Raw genomic sequence first — 15,894 nt, 5'->3', positions numbered from 1 at the left:
CATTCCACCAACCGGCCCCAATGCTTACCCAAGCAAACGAAGTTCGGCGTGCACGCCGCCCTCATAAGCCGGGTTATGTCCGCTCTACCGGCGGCTACTGCTGTCGGAAAGGAATCCGAGCAAATCGTGGCGCGTGAGCACGCCGACGGGCTTGCCCTCCTCGACCACCATCACGGCATCGGACTCACGCAGTTTCTCGGCCGCCGCACTGACGAGTTCACCTGCACCGATCAGCGGCAACGGCGGGCTCATGTGCTGCGACACGGCATCGGCGAGCTTTGCTCGACCCTCGAATACCGCGGAGAGAAGCTCGCGTTCGGACACGCTTCCCGCCACCTCCCCTGCCATCACCGGAGGCTCGGCACCCACGACCGGCATCTGAGAGACGCCGTACTCCCGCAGGATGCCGACGGCATCGCGCACCGTCTCGGCCGGATGCGTGTGAACCAGGTCGGGCAGCGCGCCAGACTTGCCGCGCAGCACGTCGCCGACGGTGGACTCCGTCACCGAACCATCCAGCCTGCTCCTCAGGAATCCGTACGACTGCATCCACGAGTCGTTGAAAACCTTTGAGAGATACCCACGTCCGCCATCGGGCAGCAGCACCACGACCACCGCATCCGGTCCGGCTTGCTCAGCCACCTTGATCGCCGCGACCGCGGCCATGCCACATGACCCACCAACGAGCAGCGCTTCCTCACGGGCCAGGCGGCGCGTCATCTCGAACGAGTCGGCATCCGACACCGCGATGATCTCGTCGGGCACCGTCGGGTCATACGCGGACGGCCAGAAGTCCTCGCCAACGCCCTCGACGAGGTAGGGCCGACCGGTGCCACCCGAGTAGACCGAGCCCTCGGGGTCGACGCCGATGATCTTCACCGCGCCTCCCGACACCTCCTTGAGGTAGCGCCCGGTGCCGGTGATGGTCCCTCCGGTGCCGACGCCGGCGACGAAATGGGTGACCTTGCCGTCGGTGTCGGCCCAGATCTCGGGGCCGGTGGTCTCGTAGTGGCTCTCCGGCCCCATCGGGTTGGAGTACTGGTCGGGCTTCCATGCGCCGTCGATCTCCTCGACGAGCCGGTTGGACACGCTGTAGTAGCTGTCCGGGTCGTCGGGCGCGACCGCGGTGGGGCACACCACGACGTCGGCCCCGTACGCCCGCAGCACGTTCTGTTTGTCCTCGCTGACCTTGTCCGGGCACACGAAGATGCAGTGGTAGCCACGCAGCTGGGCGACTAAGGCCAAACCCACTCCGGTGTTCCCCGACGTGGGTTCGACGATGGTCCCGCCCGGCTTGAGCTCGCCGCTGGCCTCTGCGGCGTCGATCATCTTGATCGCGATGCGGTCCTTTGAGCTGCCGCCCGGGTTGAGGTATTCGATCTTGGCGGCCACGATCCCCGCCCCTTCGGGCACAACAGAGTTCAGTTGTACGAGGGGTGTGTTGCCGATGAGTTCACTGACGTGGCGCGCTATCCGCATGCGTCCATCGTGTCAGGCCCGCAGGTGCCTCACCACGTCGCCTCACGAATGTAGTCGCCGATCTGCTTCAGCGAACGCGTCGCTTCCTTGACCGCGGGCGCTCCCAGCTGGAACACATGCATCTGACCTGGCCAGATCCGCACTTCGACCGGCACGCCGGCGGCGGCCAGCATATGCGCGGCCTTGCGCGCATCGTTGAGCAGAACCTCCGACCCCGACACGTGGATCAAGGTGCGCGGCAGGCCGGACTCGATGTGATCGAGCGGTTCGTAGACCTCCTCGGGCCTGCCGTCGACGATGTGACGCTCGGCGGCGGACTCGATCAGCTCAACCAGGGCATCGAACGCCTTGGGCGGGAACATCACGTCGGCCCGCGCGTTCGGATGCTGCGCGCGTCCCTCGTTGTCGATCTCGAAGAGCGGCGACATGGTGACCACTGCGGCGGGCAGCTCGTCCTCGAGGTGGAGCCTCTCGGCCAGCGCCAGCGACAGGTATCCGCCAGCGGAGTCACCGGCGAGCACGATCTGATCGGGCTCATACCCCTTGAGACGCAACCACTTGTAGGCGTCGTAACAGTCGTCGAGCGCCTGGCCGATCGAGTGCTTCGGGATCATCCGGTAGTTGACGACCAGGACCGGGGCGTCGGCGAACTGCGACAGGGCCGTCACCAGGCGTCCGTGCGAGTTCACACCACACGTCAGGAACGCGCCACCGTGCATGTAGAGCACGACGCTGCGAGTGCCGTCGGCGGGCAGCACGCCCGCTGCGCGGACCAGCTGCGCGGTGCAGTTCAGCAGCGATATCGTGGCCCGCACCGTCCCCGGCGCGGGTCGCAGGACCCGCGAGACGATGTCGACAAGACCCCACGGCCAGGGCAAACGCGGTGCAAGGCTGCCGATGGTCAGCGTTGGCTTGATCGTCATCATCGCGGCCAGAGCAAACAACCTACCGGCCACGCTCGGACCGTCCTCCACGATCTCGACGGGTGCGCCGTCGCTGACAGGATAACGTCGCGTTTTACGCGCCCTACCTGCGCTTACTCCCGCTCTCGATGTCCCGTGGAGCTTGCTTGGTGCCGTCATCGCCACCACTTCCCTACGCCGTTGTAGTGCCCAGTGCTGCTACTGCCTAGCCAGTCCAGGAAACTTAGCTTGACATCCCATGTTCAGTTCAACAATCAAGGGATTCGTTTTGTTACCGGACTTGATACAGCACCGTGACCACCGAGCGCGCCTCGCCACGCGGGCATCCGCTCACTCCGCGCCTAAACTGGCCGCCGTGGGCATTCGCGCACCGCGTCGGTCGACTGTCGCCTTGGCGGCCGCGGCCGCGCTGGCATCGACGGGCTCTGCATATGTCGGGGTCCGCAACCTGCTGAGCGGGCAGGCCGACCAGGCCCGCCGCGTCATTCCCAAGTCCTGGGATGTGCCACCCCGCGCCGACGGCGTCTACTCACCTGGCGGCGGACCGCCGGAGAGGTGGCACCGCGGAATCCCGTTCGACCTGCACCTGATGGTCTTCGGCGACTCGACCGCCACGGGTTATGGCTGTTCGTACGCCGACGAGGTACCCGGCGTGCTTATCGCCCGCGGGCTGGCCGAGGAGTCAGGCAAACGCGTCTGGCTGAGCACCAAGGCGATCGTCGGTGCCACCTCCAAGGGGCTGTCCGGTCAGATCGATGCGATGTTCGTCGCCGGCCCACCCCCGGACGCCGCCGTCGTCATGATCGGCGCCAATGACGTCACAGCCATGAACGGCATTCCGCAGTCCGCCCGACGGCTGGGCGACGCCGTGCATCGACTGAAGGCCAGCGGTGCGGTCGTCGTCGTGGGCACCTGCCCGGACTTCGGTGTCATCACCGCCATCCCGCAGCCGCTGCGCTGGGTGGCGCGCAACCTCGGGCGGCGTCTGGCGCGTTCGCAGGCATCGGCGGTGCGGGCCGCCGGCGGCGTTCCCGTGCCGTTCTCCGACCTGCTGACACCGGAGTTCCAGAAGGCTCCCGATGTGCTGTTCTCCCCCGACATGTTCCATCCGTCGGCGGCCGGTTACGCCCTGGCGGCCACGCAGCTGCTGCCGGCGCTCTGTAATGCGTTGGGCGAGCGCGCCGGTGACCCCACGATGGAGCCTGCGCTGGAATCTCGGTCGGACGACGCGACGACGCTTCTGGCCCGGATCGGCGGCATCGGCAAGCTGTGGCGTCGCACGACGGGCGTACCCGCGCCGATCGTCGCACCGGTCACGGGTTAGGTTCGGGAGTAATCACCTCGAACTAGGAGTCGTAATGCCTGAAGCCGTCATCGTCGCCACAGCGCGTTCCCCGATCGGCCGCGCCGTCAAGGGATCCCTGGCCACCATGCGTCCCGATGACCTCGCCACGCAGATGGTTCGTGCCGCGCTGGACAAGGTGCCGTCCTTGGACCCCAAGGACATCGACGACCTGATGATGGGCTGCGCGCAGCCCGCCGGTGAGGCCGGCTACAACATCGCCCGTGCCGTCGCCGTCGAGCTCGGCTACGACTTCCTGCCCGGTACCACGGTCAACCGCTACTGCTCGTCGTCGCTGCAGACCACGCGCATGGCGTTCCACGCGATCAAGGCCGGCGAGGGTGACGTGTTCATCTCCGCGGGCGTTGAGACGGTGTCGCGCTTCGGTGTCGGCGCGGCCGACGGTGCGCCCAACAGCAAGAACGAGATCTTCGCCGAGGCTCAGGCCCGTACCGCCAAGCAGGCCGAGGGTGCCACCGAGTGGCACGACCCCCGCCAGGACGGCAGCATCCCGGACGTCTACATCGCGATGGGCCAGACCGCCGAGAACGTCGCGCTGTACAGCGGCGTCAGCCGTGAGGACCAGGATCACTGGGCCGTGCGCAGCCAGAACCGGGCCGAGGCGGCCATCAACAGCGGGTTCTTCGCCCGCGAGATCTCACCGGTGACACTGGCCGACGGCACCGTCGTGTCGACCGACGACGGCCCCCGCGCCGGCACCACCTACGAGAAGATCAGCCAGCTCCAGCCCGTGTTCCGGCCGAACGGCACCATCACGGCGGGCAACGCGTGTCCGCTCAATGACGGCGCTGCCGCAGTGGTCATCATGAGCGACACCAAGGCCAAGCAGCTGGGGCTGACCCCGTTGGCGCGCATCGTGTCGACCGGCGTCTCGGGCCTGTCGCCGGAGATCATGGGCCTGGGCCCGATCGAGGCGATCAAGCGAGCACTGGCCAAGGCGGGCAAGAAGATCTCCGACATCGACCTGGTCGAGATCAACGAGGCGTTCGCCGTGCAGGTGCTCGGCTCGGCTCGCGAACTCGGCATCGACGAGGACCGGCTGAACGTGTCCGGCGGCGCCATCGCGCTGGGCCATCCCTTCGGCATGACGGGCGCACGCATCACCGCGACCCTGCTGAACAACCTTGCCACCCATGACAAGACGTTCGGCATTGAGTCGATGTGCGTCGGCGGCGGCCAGGGCATGGCGATGGTCGTGGAGCGCTTGTCCTAACACCTCCCTTGCGTTGAGATAGCGCTGGCGTTGCGAAAGTGCGAGTAGCAATCGCCGCCAGCGCTATCTCAACGCCCAGGCGCGGCTCACACGGTGGATTATCTCGGGCCTACGGTCGCCCGCTACCACGCGAATGTGCGTCCACCCAAGGTACGCAAGGTATTCGGCCCGCTTGATGTCTCTGCCCCAGCGCGGGCGTTCGCGATGGTCGTCACCGTCGTACTCGACGGCGATCATCATGTCCTCCCAACCCATGTCTAGGTGGTAGCGGGGGTATCCGTCGGGGTCCAGTACCGGAATCTGGGTTTGCGGTCTCGGAAATCCCGCATCGATCAACAGAAGTCGAAGCCACGTCTCCTTCGGCGATTCCGCTCCCGCGTCGACCAGATCTAGGACTTGATCTGTCCTTCGCAATCCCTTCACCCGAGGGTGACGGAGCGATAGCGCGTGCACGTCGTCGACCTTGAAGTGAGTAGCCCTGGCGAGCGCATCCAGTCGCGCGACTGCCTGTCCGACCGGTCCGCGGCGCGCGAGGTCGAATGCCGTTCGGTCCGCGGTGGTGACCGGCAAGTCGTCAATGATCATCACCTCACCGTCGAGAAGCGTGTCCCTACGCGTGATTACGCCAGCCGGCGCCCGATTGTTGGCCCAGTTCAGCTCGATCGGCGCGGCGACGTCCACCCACTTCGCCCCCAACACCGCCGACGCCGCAACACCTGAGACAACCCCCTCGCGCTTCGACCACAACCACGTTGCGACGGCACGCTCATCGAGTGTCAGCGCACCCCGTCGTGGGCCGTAGACGTCGGGCAGCAGGCGGCGGTAATGCTGCCTGAGTTCGAAGGGGGTGACGGTGCCCGCTGCTAATGCCTCACTGCCGACGAAGATCCGCTCCATGCTTCGCACCGTGGCATCGCTGTGACTTCGGCGCCCGTTCCATCCACAGGGGGCACCAATCCACAGGGGGCCACCAATCCACGTTGAGATAGCGCTGACGCGACCAAAGTGCGAGTGGCCGTGTACGTCACCGCTATCTCAACGCAACTGGACAAAAAGAAAGGCGCCCGCTATCGCGGACGCCTTTCCAGGGGTTGGCTACTAGTCGTTATTGAAGTACGACAGCAACCGCAGAATTTCGAGGTACAGCCAGACCAGGGTGACGGTCAGGCCAAGGGCGATGCCCCACGCGGCCTTCTCCGGCGCACCGGCGCGGATCATCTGATCGGCCGAGTCGAAGTCGATCAGGAACATGAACGCCGCGAGACCGATGCAGACGAGCGAGAAGATGATCGCGAGCGGGCCACCGCTGCGAAGCCCGAAGCCCTCGCCGCCGCCCACGCCGAACAGCGCGAGCACCAGGTTGAGCAGCATGATGGCCATCACACCGAACAAGGCGGCCACCAGCATTCGGGTGAACTTGGGCGTCACCCGAATGGCGCCGGTCTTGTAGACGAAGAGCATGCCGACGAATACGCCGATGGTGCCGAAGATCGCCTGCGCAATCATTCCGGGGCCACCGGTGGAGACGAGGTTCGCGAACATGAACGACGCCGCACCCAGGAAGAGACCCTCCAGCGCCGCATAGGTCAGCACGATGGCGGGGTTGTCCTGCTTGCGACCGAACGTCGCGATCATGACCAGTGCGAAGCCACCGAGGCCGCCGACGAGCACGAACGGCATCATCAGCGACATGTTGGAGGACACCAGGAAGTAGGAGACGACCGCGACGGCTGTCAGAACCGCCAGGGTGACCCCGGTCTTGGTGACGACGTCATCGATGGTCAGCGGCCGGGCGACGCCCTTCTGCTGCTGATCGGGGTACTGCGCCGTATAGGGGTCGGCGTGCACCGCCTGGGCACCGTAGCCAGCGGCTCCGGTACCGAACTGCGCGTATCCGCCTTGCTGCCCCTTGGGCAGTGAACGGAATACCGGGTTGCTGCTTTCGCGCACCGTCGGATCCTCTCCTGTGCTGTGTTTCGTCTGATGACGAATACTCCACCAACGATCAGCGTGGCAGACAAGGTTCCCCGCCGTCGACTTTCGTTTCGTGGTTTCTGTGAACTTCCTCAGCGTGACGCTACCCGTCGCGTCGTCGCTGAGCCCGACGTTCTACATTGCTGACGTGACAGAAAACGAGGACGTCCTAGTAAGTACGCAGAATGGCGTCGGCCTCATGACCCTGAACAGGCCAAAGGCGATCAACTCGCTCAACTACGCCATGGTCACGGCAATGGCGAACGCCTTGGAGGCCTGGGCCACCGACGACGATGTCCACACGCTGCTGCTGACGGGCGCCGGCGAGCGCGGCCTGTGCGCGGGCGGCGACGTCGTCGCGATCTATCACGACGCCAAATCCGGTGGCACCGAGTCACTGGCGTTCTGGCGTGACGAGTACATCCACAACGCCCGCATCGCGAACTACCGCAAGCCCTATGTCGCGGTGATGGACGGCATCGTGATGGGCGGTGGCGTCGGCGTCAGTGCGCACGGGAGCGTGCGGGTCGTCACCGACACGACCAAGATGGGCATGCCCGAGGTGGGCATCGGCTTCATCCCCGATGTCGGCGGCACCTACCTTTTGGCCCGCACACCCGGGCTGCTCGGTGTGCACGCCGCACTGACCGGCGCACCGTTCTCCGGGGCGGACGCCATCGCGATGGGCTTCGCCGATCACTACGTACCGCACAACGCCCTCGACGCCTTCAAGGCCGCCGTGATCGCCGACGGGGCCGACGCCGCAGTGTCGGCCCACGCCATCGAGCCGCCTGCCAGCACGCTGCTCGCGCAACAACACTGGATCGACCACTGCTACGCCGCGGAGACGGTCGCCGACATCATCGCCGAGCTGCGCGGTCACGACGCCGAACCCGCCAACGACGCGGCCAACCTGATCGCCACCAGATCGCCGATCGCGCTTTCCGTCACGCTGGAGGCGGTCCGCCGCGCGGGCAGACTCGACACCCTGGAAGACGTTCTGCGCGAGGAGTTCCGGACGTCATCGGCGGCGTTGAGGTCCCACGATCTGGTCGAGGGCATCCGCGCCCAACTCGTCGACAAGGACCGCAATCCGAAGTGGTCGCCGGCTGACCTGACACAGTGCACCGAGGCCGACGTCGCGGCCTATTTCGCACCCGCCGACCCCGACCTCACCTTCCCCGGACAGGAGTAACCATGAGCACGAGCTACGAGACCATCCTGGTCACACGCGAGGACCGCGTCGCCATCATCACGCTGAACCGCCCGAAAGCGCTCAACGCCCTCAACAGCCAGGTGATGGCCGATATCACCGCGGCCACAGCCGAACTGGACGCCGACCCCGGCGTCGGCGCGATCCTGCTCACCGGCAACGAGCGAGCCTTCGCCGCCGGCGCCGACATCAAGGAGATGGCCGAGCTGTCGTTCGCCGACGTCTTCGACACCGACTTCTTCGCCGCGTGGACGAAGTTCGCCGCGACCCGCACGCCGACCATCGCCGCGGTCGCCGGTTACGCACTGGGCGGTGGCTGCGAGTTGGCGATGATGTGCGACATCCTGATCGCCGCCGACACAGCGAAGTTCGGCCAGCCGGAGATCAAGCTCGGCGTGCTGCCGGGCATGGGCGGAAGCCAGCGTCTGACGCGCGCCATCGGGAAGGCCAAGGCGATGGATCTGATCCTCACCGGACGCAATATGGATGCCGAGGAGGCCGAACGCGCCGGGCTCGTCGCGCGCGTTGTGCCCGCGGACAGCCTGCTCGAGGAGGCCAAGGCCGTCGCCGCCACCATCGCCGGGATGTCGCGGTCGGCGTCGCGGATGGCCAAGGAGGCCGTCAATCGCGCCTTCGAGACCACACTCGACGAGGGACTGCTCTACGAGCGCCGGCTGTTCCACTCGGCTTTCGCCACCGATGACCAGACCGAGGGCATGGCAGCCTTCGTCGAGAAGCGCCCACCGAACTTCACTCACCGCTAATATTCGCGGGTGACCGACACCGACACCCTGGCACCCAAGGACCCGCAGGAGCCCTCGGCCGCACCGGAACCCACACCGGACGACGAGTCCTCGCAGGTCCAGCCGCCGTGGTGGCTTCGGCACTACACGTTCTTCGGCACCGCCATTGGGCTGGTGTTCATCTGGCTCTCGATGACGCCGTCGCTGCTGCCCCGCGGACCGCTGTTCCAGGGTGCGGTGAGCGGTGCCGCGGGCGCGATCGGATACAGCATCGGCGTGTTCGGTGTCTGGCTCGTGCGCTACATGCGCTCCAAGGAGACCTCCCCGCGCGCGCCATCGTGGGCATGGCTGGCGCTACTCGTCGTGGGTGTGATCGGACAGGTCCTGGCGATCATCTGGTTCCACGTCTGGCAGGACGATGTCCGCGACTTCATGGGTGTGCCGCGGCTGGGCTTCTGGGACCACCCGCTGACCGCCGTGCTCGCGCTCGTCTTCCTGTTCGCCTTTGTCGAAATCGGCCAGCTGGTAGGCAGATTGGTGCGGTATCTGGTTCGTCAACTGGACCGGTTCGCGCCGCCCCGGGTGTCGGCGGTGGTGGTCGTCAGCCTGCTGCTGGCGCTCAGCATCGCGCTCCTCAACGGTGTCGTGGTGCGCGTCGCGATGGATGTGCTGAACAAGTCGTTCGCCTCGGTCAACGACGAACTCGACGCCGACAATCCCGCTCCCACCAGCGATTTGCGATCAGGTGGCCCCGGATCGCTGGTCACCTGGGACTCACTGGGCCACCAGGGTCGTGTCTTCGTCGGCGGAGGCCCGACGGTCGAGGAGCTCACGAATTTCAACAACGCCCCGGCCATCGAACCGATTCGCGTGTACGCGGGCAAGAACTCCGCAGAGGACCTCAAGGCGACCGCCGCCCTTGCCGCCCAGGAGCTTCTGCGCACCGGTGGGCTGAACCGCGACGTCGTGGCCGTGGCCACCACGACCGGCACCGGCTGGATCAACGCCGCCGAGGCATCGTCGTTGGAGTTCATGTACAACGGCAACACCGCGATCGTCTCGATGCAGTACTCCTATCTGCCCAGCTGGTTGTCGTTCCTCGTCGACAAGGAGAACGCCCGTCAGGCCGCCCAGGCGTTGTTCGAGGCGGTCGACGCGTTGGTCCGCGTGATGCCCGAGGCCGACCGCCCGAAGCTCGTGGTGTTCGGCGAGAGCCTGGGGTCGTTCGGCGGGGAGACACCGTTCCTCTCACTGAACAATCTGCTCGCCCGCACCGACGGCGCACTGTTCTCCGGGCCCACGTTCAACAACACGATCTGGACCCACCTGACGCAGAACCGCGACGCGGGGTCGCCGGAGTGGCTGCCGATCTTCGACGAGGGCCAGAACGTCCGATTCGCGGCCGAGCCGAAGAACCTCGACCGGCCCGCCGAGCCGTGGGGCACACCGCGCGTGGTGTACCTGCAACACGCGTCGGATCCGATCGCCTGGTGGAATCCGGATCTGCTGTTCGCCAAGCCCGATTGGCTCAAGGAGCCGCGCGGCTACGACGTGTCACCCGAGATGGAGTGGATTCCCGTGGTGACGTTCCTACAGGTGTCAGCCGATATGGCGGTCGCCATCGACGTTCCGGACGGCCACGGCCACGTCTACATTCGCGACGTGGCGAACGCATGGGCGGCCATAATGCAGCCGCCGGGGTGGACACCGGAGAAGACCGAGCGGTTGCGCCCGCTGCTGCTCCGCGGGTACTCGAGCTGATGCGACCAGATCAGTTGAGCTGGGGCAACACACCGGCGGACTTCAACGCCTGATAACCGCCGACCACGTCGGTGGAGCGGTGAAGGCCGAGATCCCTCAACGCGGCCGCCGCCAGGCTCGACGTGTAGCCCTCCGAGCACAGCACCACCCATTCGACGTCGTCGCCGACGGCCTCGGGCAGCTTGGCGTCGCTGGTGGGGTCGCACCGCCACTCCAGCACATTGCGCTCGATGACGAGGGCGGCGGCGACGTCACCCTCGCGGGCGCGCTGCGCGGCGGGACGAATGTCGACCAGCAGGGCGCCGCGCGCAAGTGCGTCGGGAACGTCGCGTGCCTCGATCCGCTCAAGCTTGGCGCGCGCCGCGTCCAGTACGGCGTCGATTCGGCTTGCCACTACTCCCCCTCCGGCTTGTCGGTCAGTTCGGTCCGGTTGCGGCGCAGGGTGTTCCGCCCCGTCACCTCGTAGTACGACATGGCGGTCAGGGGCGGCGAGTAGGCGTGCACGCTGAGCGTCGGACCGCCCACTGCGCCTGCCTTCCTCTGACCGCTCACGCTGATGGACTCCGGCGCCCACACCACGTCGTGCACCCACCCCAGCGGGAACCCCGCCTGGTCGCCGGCCTCCAGCCGACGGGTGCGCAGCGCCTCGCCGTCCCAGCGCGTCTCCGCCAACGCGCCCGAGACCACCGTCAACGCACCCAGCGAGCCGCAGTGGTCGTGTAGTTCGGTGGACCGTTCGGGGACCCAGCTGATCAGCCAGACGTCGAGTTCGTCGTCGCCGCGCAGACGCGTGAACCAGCGCTCGTCGGTCGGTACACCACCGGGCGGCAGGACATGGCGGTAGCGCCCCGACAGCACGTCGTCGGCGGCTTGGTCGGTGGCTTGAAGTAGGTCGGGCACACGCAACCTGGTGGGGGCGAGGACCAACGGGGACGGCGTGGGTGCAACAGACACAGATGCAACGGACATGGTGGTGCGAACTCCAGGGTGAATGGACGGTCAGGGGGTCGGCGTCAAGCCCGACAACACTCCTGCGACACGGTCCACTTCAGCACGTTGGCGAGTGTTGCATAGATTGGCACCATGCGCACGAACCCCATCCTGGCGATGACGGCCGCGGCGATCGTCGGCGGCATGGCCCTGTCCGGCTGTTCATCGGGGTCCCAGGAGGGTGGCACCGAGTCGTCACAGCCGTCGGCCTCGGCCGAGACGGGGCAACCCACACAGACCACGCAGACGACCGAGGCCCACACCGCGGCACCCGGCGCGACCGGCGTCTCGCCGGGTGGCGTCACCACGGCGGTCGGCGCGCCGGCGGTGTCGACCGAGGATGAGTACTTCAAGGCCTGCCTCGCGGCCAAGACGTGGATGGCCGAGCAGGGCACCGACGCCAAGGCTCAGTTCGAGCCCTATTTGGCCGATCTGCAGTCCACGGACGCCGCGGGACCTGGCACATTCGACACGCCGTGGTCGCAGCTGGCACCGGAACGGCAGGCAGCGGTCATCGTCGCGGCCGAGGCCGCCGCCGACGATCTCTGCGGCTAGCACCGCCTTTTTAATCACGGCTGCGAGAAACCCCGGGTAGCGCCCACTCGCCAGCCGGATCTCACCGCGCCCCGTCGACGCCGTCGCGCGCGACTCCGGGACCGAGATGCGTTGACGACACAGACAATTAGACCGTCTAGCTGTAGTGGCGTGGCTCACAAAAGCGGTTATGCTGTGTCCCGCATCACTTTGAGAGGACTGCAGATGTTCGGATCGCACGACAACGGTGTGGACAAGTCCCATTCCGGGCTCCCGCCCGCCGCGCACGGATCGATCAGCGGCACGCGGGTACTGATGGGCCTTCTGCTTCTCTTGATCGCCGTCGCGGCGATCAGCGGCATCGTGGTGTCCCTCTCGAGCGGACAGCCGACCGTCGCATTCGTCATCGGCCTCGTCTCCGTCGCCTTCTTCAGCCGAATCGGCTGCTAGTAGGCAATCCGCCGGCCTGGCCCTTCGCTCGACTTCTGCTTGTGCGCGCGATTGGCGATGCTTGGTGGGACGATGACTGCCATGCGGGTGGCACTGGCGCTCGGTAGTGGCGGCGCGCGCGGCTACGCGCACATCGGCGTTATCAACGAGCTGCGCGATCGCGGGCACGACATCGTAGGCATCTCCGGGTCGTCCATGGGCGCACTGGTCGGCGGACTGCAGGCGGCCGACAAACTCGACGACTACACCACCTGGGCGAGTTCACTGACGCAGCGCGCAGTTCTGCGACTGCTTGATCCATCCCTCACCGCGGCGGGCGTGCTGCGCGCCGAGAAGATCCTGGACGCCGTCCGGGAGATCCTCGGCGACGTGGCAATCGAGGATTTGCCGATCCCGTACACGTCGGTCAGCACCGACCTGGTCACCGGACGGTCTGTGTGGTTACAGCGCGGTCCCGTCGTGGACGCGATCCGGGCGTCGATCGCCATCCCCGGCGTCATCAGCCCGCACGTGCTCGACGGGCGGCTCCTCGCCGACGGCGGCATCCTCGACCCACTGCCGATGGCGCCGCTGGCGGCGGTCAGGGCCGATGTGACAATCGCCGTCAGCCTCAACGGCGATGACCCAACCGGCCACGACCTGCATCGTGACGAGCCGGGGCAACGGTCGAGTGCGGAGATTCTGAGCCGGATGTGGCGTAGCACGACAGCGCTGCTCGACACCGCCTCGGCGCGAACACTTCTCGACACTCCGGCAGCCCGCTCCGTGATGAGCCGATTCAGCGCTTCGGAGGTTGAGGAGGGCGACCCAATCACCGACGCCGACCCGATGCCCATCCCCAGGCTCGGCGGGTTCGAGGTGATGAACCGAGCCATCGACATCGCGCAGGCCGCGCTCATGCGGCACACGCTGGCCTCCTACCCGCCAGATCTGCTCATCGAGGTGCCGCGGACCGCGGCCCGCAGCCTGGAGTACTACCGCGCCAACGAAGTCATCGACATCGGCCAGGAACTCGCGGCGCTGGCGTTGGACACGTTCATCGACCTCGACACGGCATCGACCGACACCTCAGAGTCCTAGAAACTCCGCCACCCGCTGCGCCTCGCGCCGGCCCTGGGCCCGCCCCGCGTGCGCCGACGGGATCCGGCACGCCGGGTCCAACGGGTTGCGGCCGAACGCGGCCAATGCGTCGTCGTCGGCGAACACCGCCAGCGCCGAATCGCCCAATTCCGCAATCTCACGCACCGCGCCGTCACCGAACGGCGACGGCGCGTTCTGCCCCGACGGCACCAGCGCAACCACGCCTGCGCAGTCGGCCGCGGCCGCCGTGTTGACGGTGCTGCCGACACCGCCGTCCATGTAGCGGCGGCCCGCGATCGTCACCGGCGGCCAGACACCCGGAACCGCGCAGCTGGCGGCGACCGCGTCGACGAGCCCCACGCCGGAGTCGCCGTCGAACACCACCAGCTCACCAGTCGCCACGTCGATCGCCGTGACCCGCAACACCCGCTGTGGCCAGTCGTGCGATGGCAGCCGGTGCGCTATCACCTCGCGGCGCACGGACTCCGCGACGGTCTCGGTTGACAGCGCGATCTCGCCTATCCGCTGCAGCTTCTGCTCCGTGGTGGCACCGGGGGTGAGCATCGCGGTGACGAACAGATCGGCGATGGCTGCGATGTCGACACCCGAGTCGATCTCGTGGGATGTCGCGGCGATCTGGCGGGCGAACAGATCCTCAAGGGTCGCGCCGCTGCCCAGTTGCGCGGCGACCGTCGACCCCGCCGAGGTGCCGAGTAGAACGTCGGAGGCCAGCAGCGTCGACGCCGCGAGCGGCAATACATCGGCGATACCGCAGAGGATGCCGGTCTCCCAGGCGATGCCGGCCAGTCCCCCACCTGCGAGTACGAGTCCACGTTTGGTCACGGAAGTCGAGTGTGCCAAACGCCCGATTCCTGCCGGACTCAGACGGCGGTGTAGCCTGGGCCGCGTGACCATCGTGCGTGCCAGCTATTGGCGCTTTATCCAGGCTCCGGGCGGAGCCGATAAAGCGCAGCACTAAGCACGCATCCACCCGGAGCCCAGGCAGTGACCATCAGGTCGCTGCCTTTCGTCATTCAAGGGCGCCGGACCTCACTGCGGTGCCCACACCAGAAAGGCACCCAAACATGAACCTGGCGCAGATCGCCACACCACCGACGACGTCGGACCGGCGAATCCGAAGTTTCAGCGCGATTCCCAGCCCGCATGACGTGCTCGCCGAGTTCCCGCTGGGTGCTGCGCGCGCTGAGCGGGTGGCCCGCGACCGCGATGAGATCGCCGACATCCTCGCCGGCCGCAACAACCGCCTACTGGTTGTGGTGGGACCGTGCTCGGTGCATGACCCGGCCGCTGCACTGGATTACGCCCGGCGGCTGGTCAAGGTCGCCGACGACCTGCGCGATCGGCTGAAGATCGTGATGCGCGTCTACTTCGAGAAGCCTCGCACCACCACCGGGTGGAAGGGTCTGATCAACGATCCGGGAATGGACAACACGTTCGATGTGACCCGCGGTCTGCGCGTCGCCCGGCAACTGCTGCTCGACATCATCGATATCGGCCTGCCCGTCGGGTGTGAGTTCCTGGAACCGACCAGCCCGCAGTACATCGCCGATGCCGTGGCGTGGGGGGCGATCGGCGCCCGCACCACCGAGTCTCAGGTGCACCGCCAGCTGGCGTCGGGCCTGTCGATGCCGGTGGGGTTCAAGAACGGCACCGATGGCAACATCCAGGTCGCCGTCGACGGCGTGAAAGCGGCTGCCGCCCAGCATGTCTTCTTCGGTATGGACGATCTCGGACGGGGCGCGGTGGTGAGCACCGCGGGCAATGAGGACTGCCACGTGATCCTGCGCGGGGGCACCGACGGCCCGAACCACGATGCGGAGTCGGTGAACGTCGCGGCAGCCAAGTTGACCAAGGCCGGGCTGCCCGGACGTGTCGTGATCGATTGCAGCCACGCCAATTCCGGTAAGGACCACATCCGCCAGGCGGAGGTCGCCACGGAGGTGGCACAGCTGGTGCGCGATGGTTTGCCGGTCAGCGGCGTGATGCTGGAGAGCTTCCTGGTCGGCGGGGCCCAGGCACCCGAGGCCGTTCCGCTGACCTACGGACAGTCGGTGACCGACAAGTGCATGGATTGGGACTCAACCGATCTGGTGCTGCGCACGCTCGCCGGCGGCGGCGGGTCCGACTAGCGCCCAAACCGACGAAATGGC

At 66.9% G+C, this 15,894-nt stretch carries 16 protein-coding genes; 9 read left to right on the top strand and 7 right to left on the bottom strand.

From position 1 onward, the window contains the following. Positions 1–84 precede the first annotated feature (84 nt). Together ACZY0X_RS09860 and ACZY0X_RS09855 are read right to left on the bottom strand one after the other, a co-directional pair. Positions 85–1,479, bottom strand: a complete 1,395-nt coding sequence (locus ACZY0X_RS09860) for a cystathionine beta-synthase (protein WP_463769839.1) — start codon at positions 1,477–1,479, stop codon at positions 85–87. A 29-nt stretch (positions 1,480–1,508) separates the two neighbouring features. Then, positions 1,509–2,561, bottom strand: a complete 1,053-nt coding sequence (locus tag ACZY0X_RS09855) for an alpha/beta hydrolase (RefSeq protein ID WP_463769837.1) — start codon at positions 2,559–2,561, stop codon at positions 1,509–1,511. 196 nt (positions 2,562–2,757) lie between these two features. Here ACZY0X_RS09855 and ACZY0X_RS09850 point away from each other — a divergent pair, with 196 nt between their 5' ends. Together ACZY0X_RS09850 and ACZY0X_RS09845 are read left to right on the top strand one after the other, a co-directional pair. Next, positions 2,758–3,726 carry an SGNH/GDSL hydrolase family protein gene (locus ACZY0X_RS09850; RefSeq protein WP_463769835.1) on the top strand — a complete coding sequence of 323 codons (969 nt, stop codon included), beginning with the start codon at positions 2,758–2,760 and terminating at the stop codon, positions 3,724–3,726. A 34-nt stretch (positions 3,727–3,760) separates the two neighbouring features. Beyond that, positions 3,761–4,978 (top strand): acetyl-CoA C-acetyltransferase, encoded by a 1,218-nt coding sequence (locus ACZY0X_RS09845; protein WP_463769833.1) that lies wholly within the window; start codon positions 3,761–3,763, stop codon positions 4,976–4,978. Between the two features lie 63 nt (positions 4,979–5,041). Here ACZY0X_RS09845 and ACZY0X_RS09840 read toward each other — a convergent pair whose 3' ends face one another. Continuing rightward, entirely contained in the window at positions 5,042–5,875 is an 834-nt protein-coding gene (locus tag ACZY0X_RS09840; RefSeq protein ID WP_463769831.1) for a hypothetical protein, read from the bottom strand. A gap of 201 nt (positions 5,876–6,076) precedes the next feature. Continuing rightward, positions 6,077–6,928: a Bax inhibitor-1/YccA family protein gene (locus tag ACZY0X_RS09835; RefSeq protein ID WP_241403606.1), complete on the bottom strand. Its 852-nt coding sequence runs from the start codon at positions 6,926–6,928 to the stop codon at positions 6,077–6,079. 172 nt (positions 6,929–7,100) lie between these two features. Here ACZY0X_RS09835 and ACZY0X_RS09830 point away from each other — a divergent pair, with 172 nt between their 5' ends. Genes ACZY0X_RS09830 through ACZY0X_RS09820 form a run of 3 tightly spaced genes read left to right on the top strand, consistent with a single transcriptional unit; the run spans position 7,101 to position 10,669 of the window. Continuing rightward, a complete protein-coding gene (locus ACZY0X_RS09830; protein ID WP_463769829.1) occupies positions 7,101–8,147 on the top strand; it encodes an enoyl-CoA hydratase/isomerase family protein in 1,047 nt (348 codons plus the stop codon). A 2-nt stretch (positions 8,148–8,149) separates the two neighbouring features. After that, on the top strand, positions 8,150–8,929 hold the full coding sequence (locus ACZY0X_RS09825; protein WP_463769827.1) for an enoyl-CoA hydratase: 780 nt from the start codon (positions 8,150–8,152) through the stop codon (positions 8,927–8,929). Between the two features lie 9 nt (positions 8,930–8,938). Continuing rightward, positions 8,939–10,669: an alpha/beta hydrolase gene (locus ACZY0X_RS09820; RefSeq protein WP_463769825.1), complete on the top strand. Its 1,731-nt coding sequence runs from the start codon at positions 8,939–8,941 to the stop codon at positions 10,667–10,669. 10 nt (positions 10,670–10,679) lie between these two features. On the opposite strand, the gene ACZY0X_RS09815 is transcribed toward ACZY0X_RS09820, so the two are convergent. Both ACZY0X_RS09815 and ACZY0X_RS09810 read right to left on the bottom strand, forming a co-directional pair. Beyond that, complete coding sequence (locus ACZY0X_RS09815; RefSeq protein WP_463769823.1) at positions 10,680–11,063, bottom strand: rhodanese-like domain-containing protein; 384 nt, start codon at positions 11,061–11,063, stop codon at positions 10,680–10,682. Next, positions 11,063–11,638 carry a cupin domain-containing protein gene (locus ACZY0X_RS09810; RefSeq protein ID WP_241403601.1) on the bottom strand — a complete coding sequence of 192 codons (576 nt, stop codon included), beginning with the start codon at positions 11,636–11,638 and terminating at the stop codon, positions 11,063–11,065. Before ACZY0X_RS09810 ends, ACZY0X_RS09815 begins: the two co-directional genes overlap by 1 nt. A 114-nt stretch (positions 11,639–11,752) precedes the next feature. Between ACZY0X_RS09810 and lpqV the strand changes: the two genes are divergently transcribed. From lpqV to ACZY0X_RS09795, 3 genes are all read left to right on the top strand, one after another. Continuing rightward, the gene (gene lpqV, locus ACZY0X_RS09805; RefSeq protein ID WP_463769821.1) at positions 11,753–12,214 is read left to right on the top strand and encodes a lipoprotein LpqV; all 462 of its coding nucleotides are present in this window, start codon (positions 11,753–11,755) and stop codon (positions 12,212–12,214) included. Between the two features lie 204 nt (positions 12,215–12,418). Beyond that, a complete protein-coding gene (locus ACZY0X_RS09800) occupies positions 12,419–12,643 on the top strand; it encodes a hypothetical protein (protein ID WP_463769819.1) in 225 nt (74 codons plus the stop codon). An 81-nt stretch (positions 12,644–12,724) separates the two neighbouring features. Then, a complete protein-coding gene (locus tag ACZY0X_RS09795; RefSeq protein ID WP_463770598.1) occupies positions 12,725–13,723 on the top strand; it encodes a patatin-like phospholipase family protein in 999 nt (332 codons plus the stop codon). Here ACZY0X_RS09795 and ACZY0X_RS09790 read toward each other — a convergent pair. Next, positions 13,712–14,638, bottom strand: a complete 927-nt coding sequence (locus tag ACZY0X_RS09790) for a patatin-like phospholipase family protein (protein ID WP_463769817.1) — start codon at positions 14,636–14,638, stop codon at positions 13,712–13,714. The two genes, ACZY0X_RS09795 and ACZY0X_RS09790, sit on opposite strands and share 12 nt — an antisense overlap. 170 nt (positions 14,639–14,808) lie before the next feature. On the opposite strand from ACZY0X_RS09790, the gene ACZY0X_RS09785 reads away from it, so the two are divergent. Next, entirely contained in the window at positions 14,809–15,873 is a 1,065-nt protein-coding gene (locus ACZY0X_RS09785; protein ID WP_463769815.1) for a 3-deoxy-7-phosphoheptulonate synthase, read from the top strand. The last annotated feature ends 21 nt before the right edge of the window (positions 15,874–15,894 follow it).

Source organism: Mycobacterium sp. IDUB_39 (genome assembly GCF_055419205.1).
The sequence above is the reverse complement of the archived record's forward strand: the minus strand, read 5'-3'. Positions and strand labels throughout refer to the sequence as shown.

What these genes read in the sequence shown, in the direction of transcription:
- ACZY0X_RS09860 (WP_463769839.1), bottom strand. Translation starts at nt 1,479, where the DNA reads ATGCGGATAGCGCGCCACGTCAGTGAACTCATCGGCAACACACCCCTC.
- ACZY0X_RS09855 (WP_463769837.1), bottom strand. Translation starts at nt 2,561, where the DNA reads ATGACGGCACCAAGCAAGCTCCACGGGACATCGAGAGCGGGAGTAAGC.
- ACZY0X_RS09845 (WP_463769833.1), top strand. Translation starts at nt 3,761, where the DNA reads ATGCCTGAAGCCGTCATCGTCGCCACAGCGCGTTCCCCGATCGGCCGC.
- ACZY0X_RS09840 (WP_463769831.1), bottom strand. Translation starts at nt 5,875, where the DNA reads ATGGAGCGGATCTTCGTCGGCAGTGAGGCATTAGCAGCGGGCACCGTC.
- ACZY0X_RS09825 (WP_463769827.1), top strand. Translation starts at nt 8,150, where the DNA reads ATGAGCACGAGCTACGAGACCATCCTGGTCACACGCGAGGACCGCGTC.
- ACZY0X_RS09810 (WP_241403601.1), bottom strand. Translation starts at nt 11,638, where the DNA reads ATGTCCGTTGCATCTGTGTCTGTTGCACCCACGCCGTCCCCGTTGGTC.
- lpqV (WP_463769821.1), top strand. Translation starts at nt 11,753, where the DNA reads ATGCGCACGAACCCCATCCTGGCGATGACGGCCGCGGCGATCGTCGGC.
- ACZY0X_RS09800 (WP_463769819.1), top strand. Translation starts at nt 12,419, where the DNA reads ATGTTCGGATCGCACGACAACGGTGTGGACAAGTCCCATTCCGGGCTC.
- ACZY0X_RS09795 (WP_463770598.1), top strand. Translation starts at nt 12,725, where the DNA reads ATGCGGGTGGCACTGGCGCTCGGTAGTGGCGGCGCGCGCGGCTACGCG.
- ACZY0X_RS09790 (WP_463769817.1), bottom strand. Translation starts at nt 14,638, where the DNA reads ATGGTCACGCGGCCCAGGCTACACCGCCGTCTGAGTCCGGCAGGAATC.
- ACZY0X_RS09785 (WP_463769815.1), top strand. Translation starts at nt 14,809, where the DNA reads ATGAACCTGGCGCAGATCGCCACACCACCGACGACGTCGGACCGGCGA.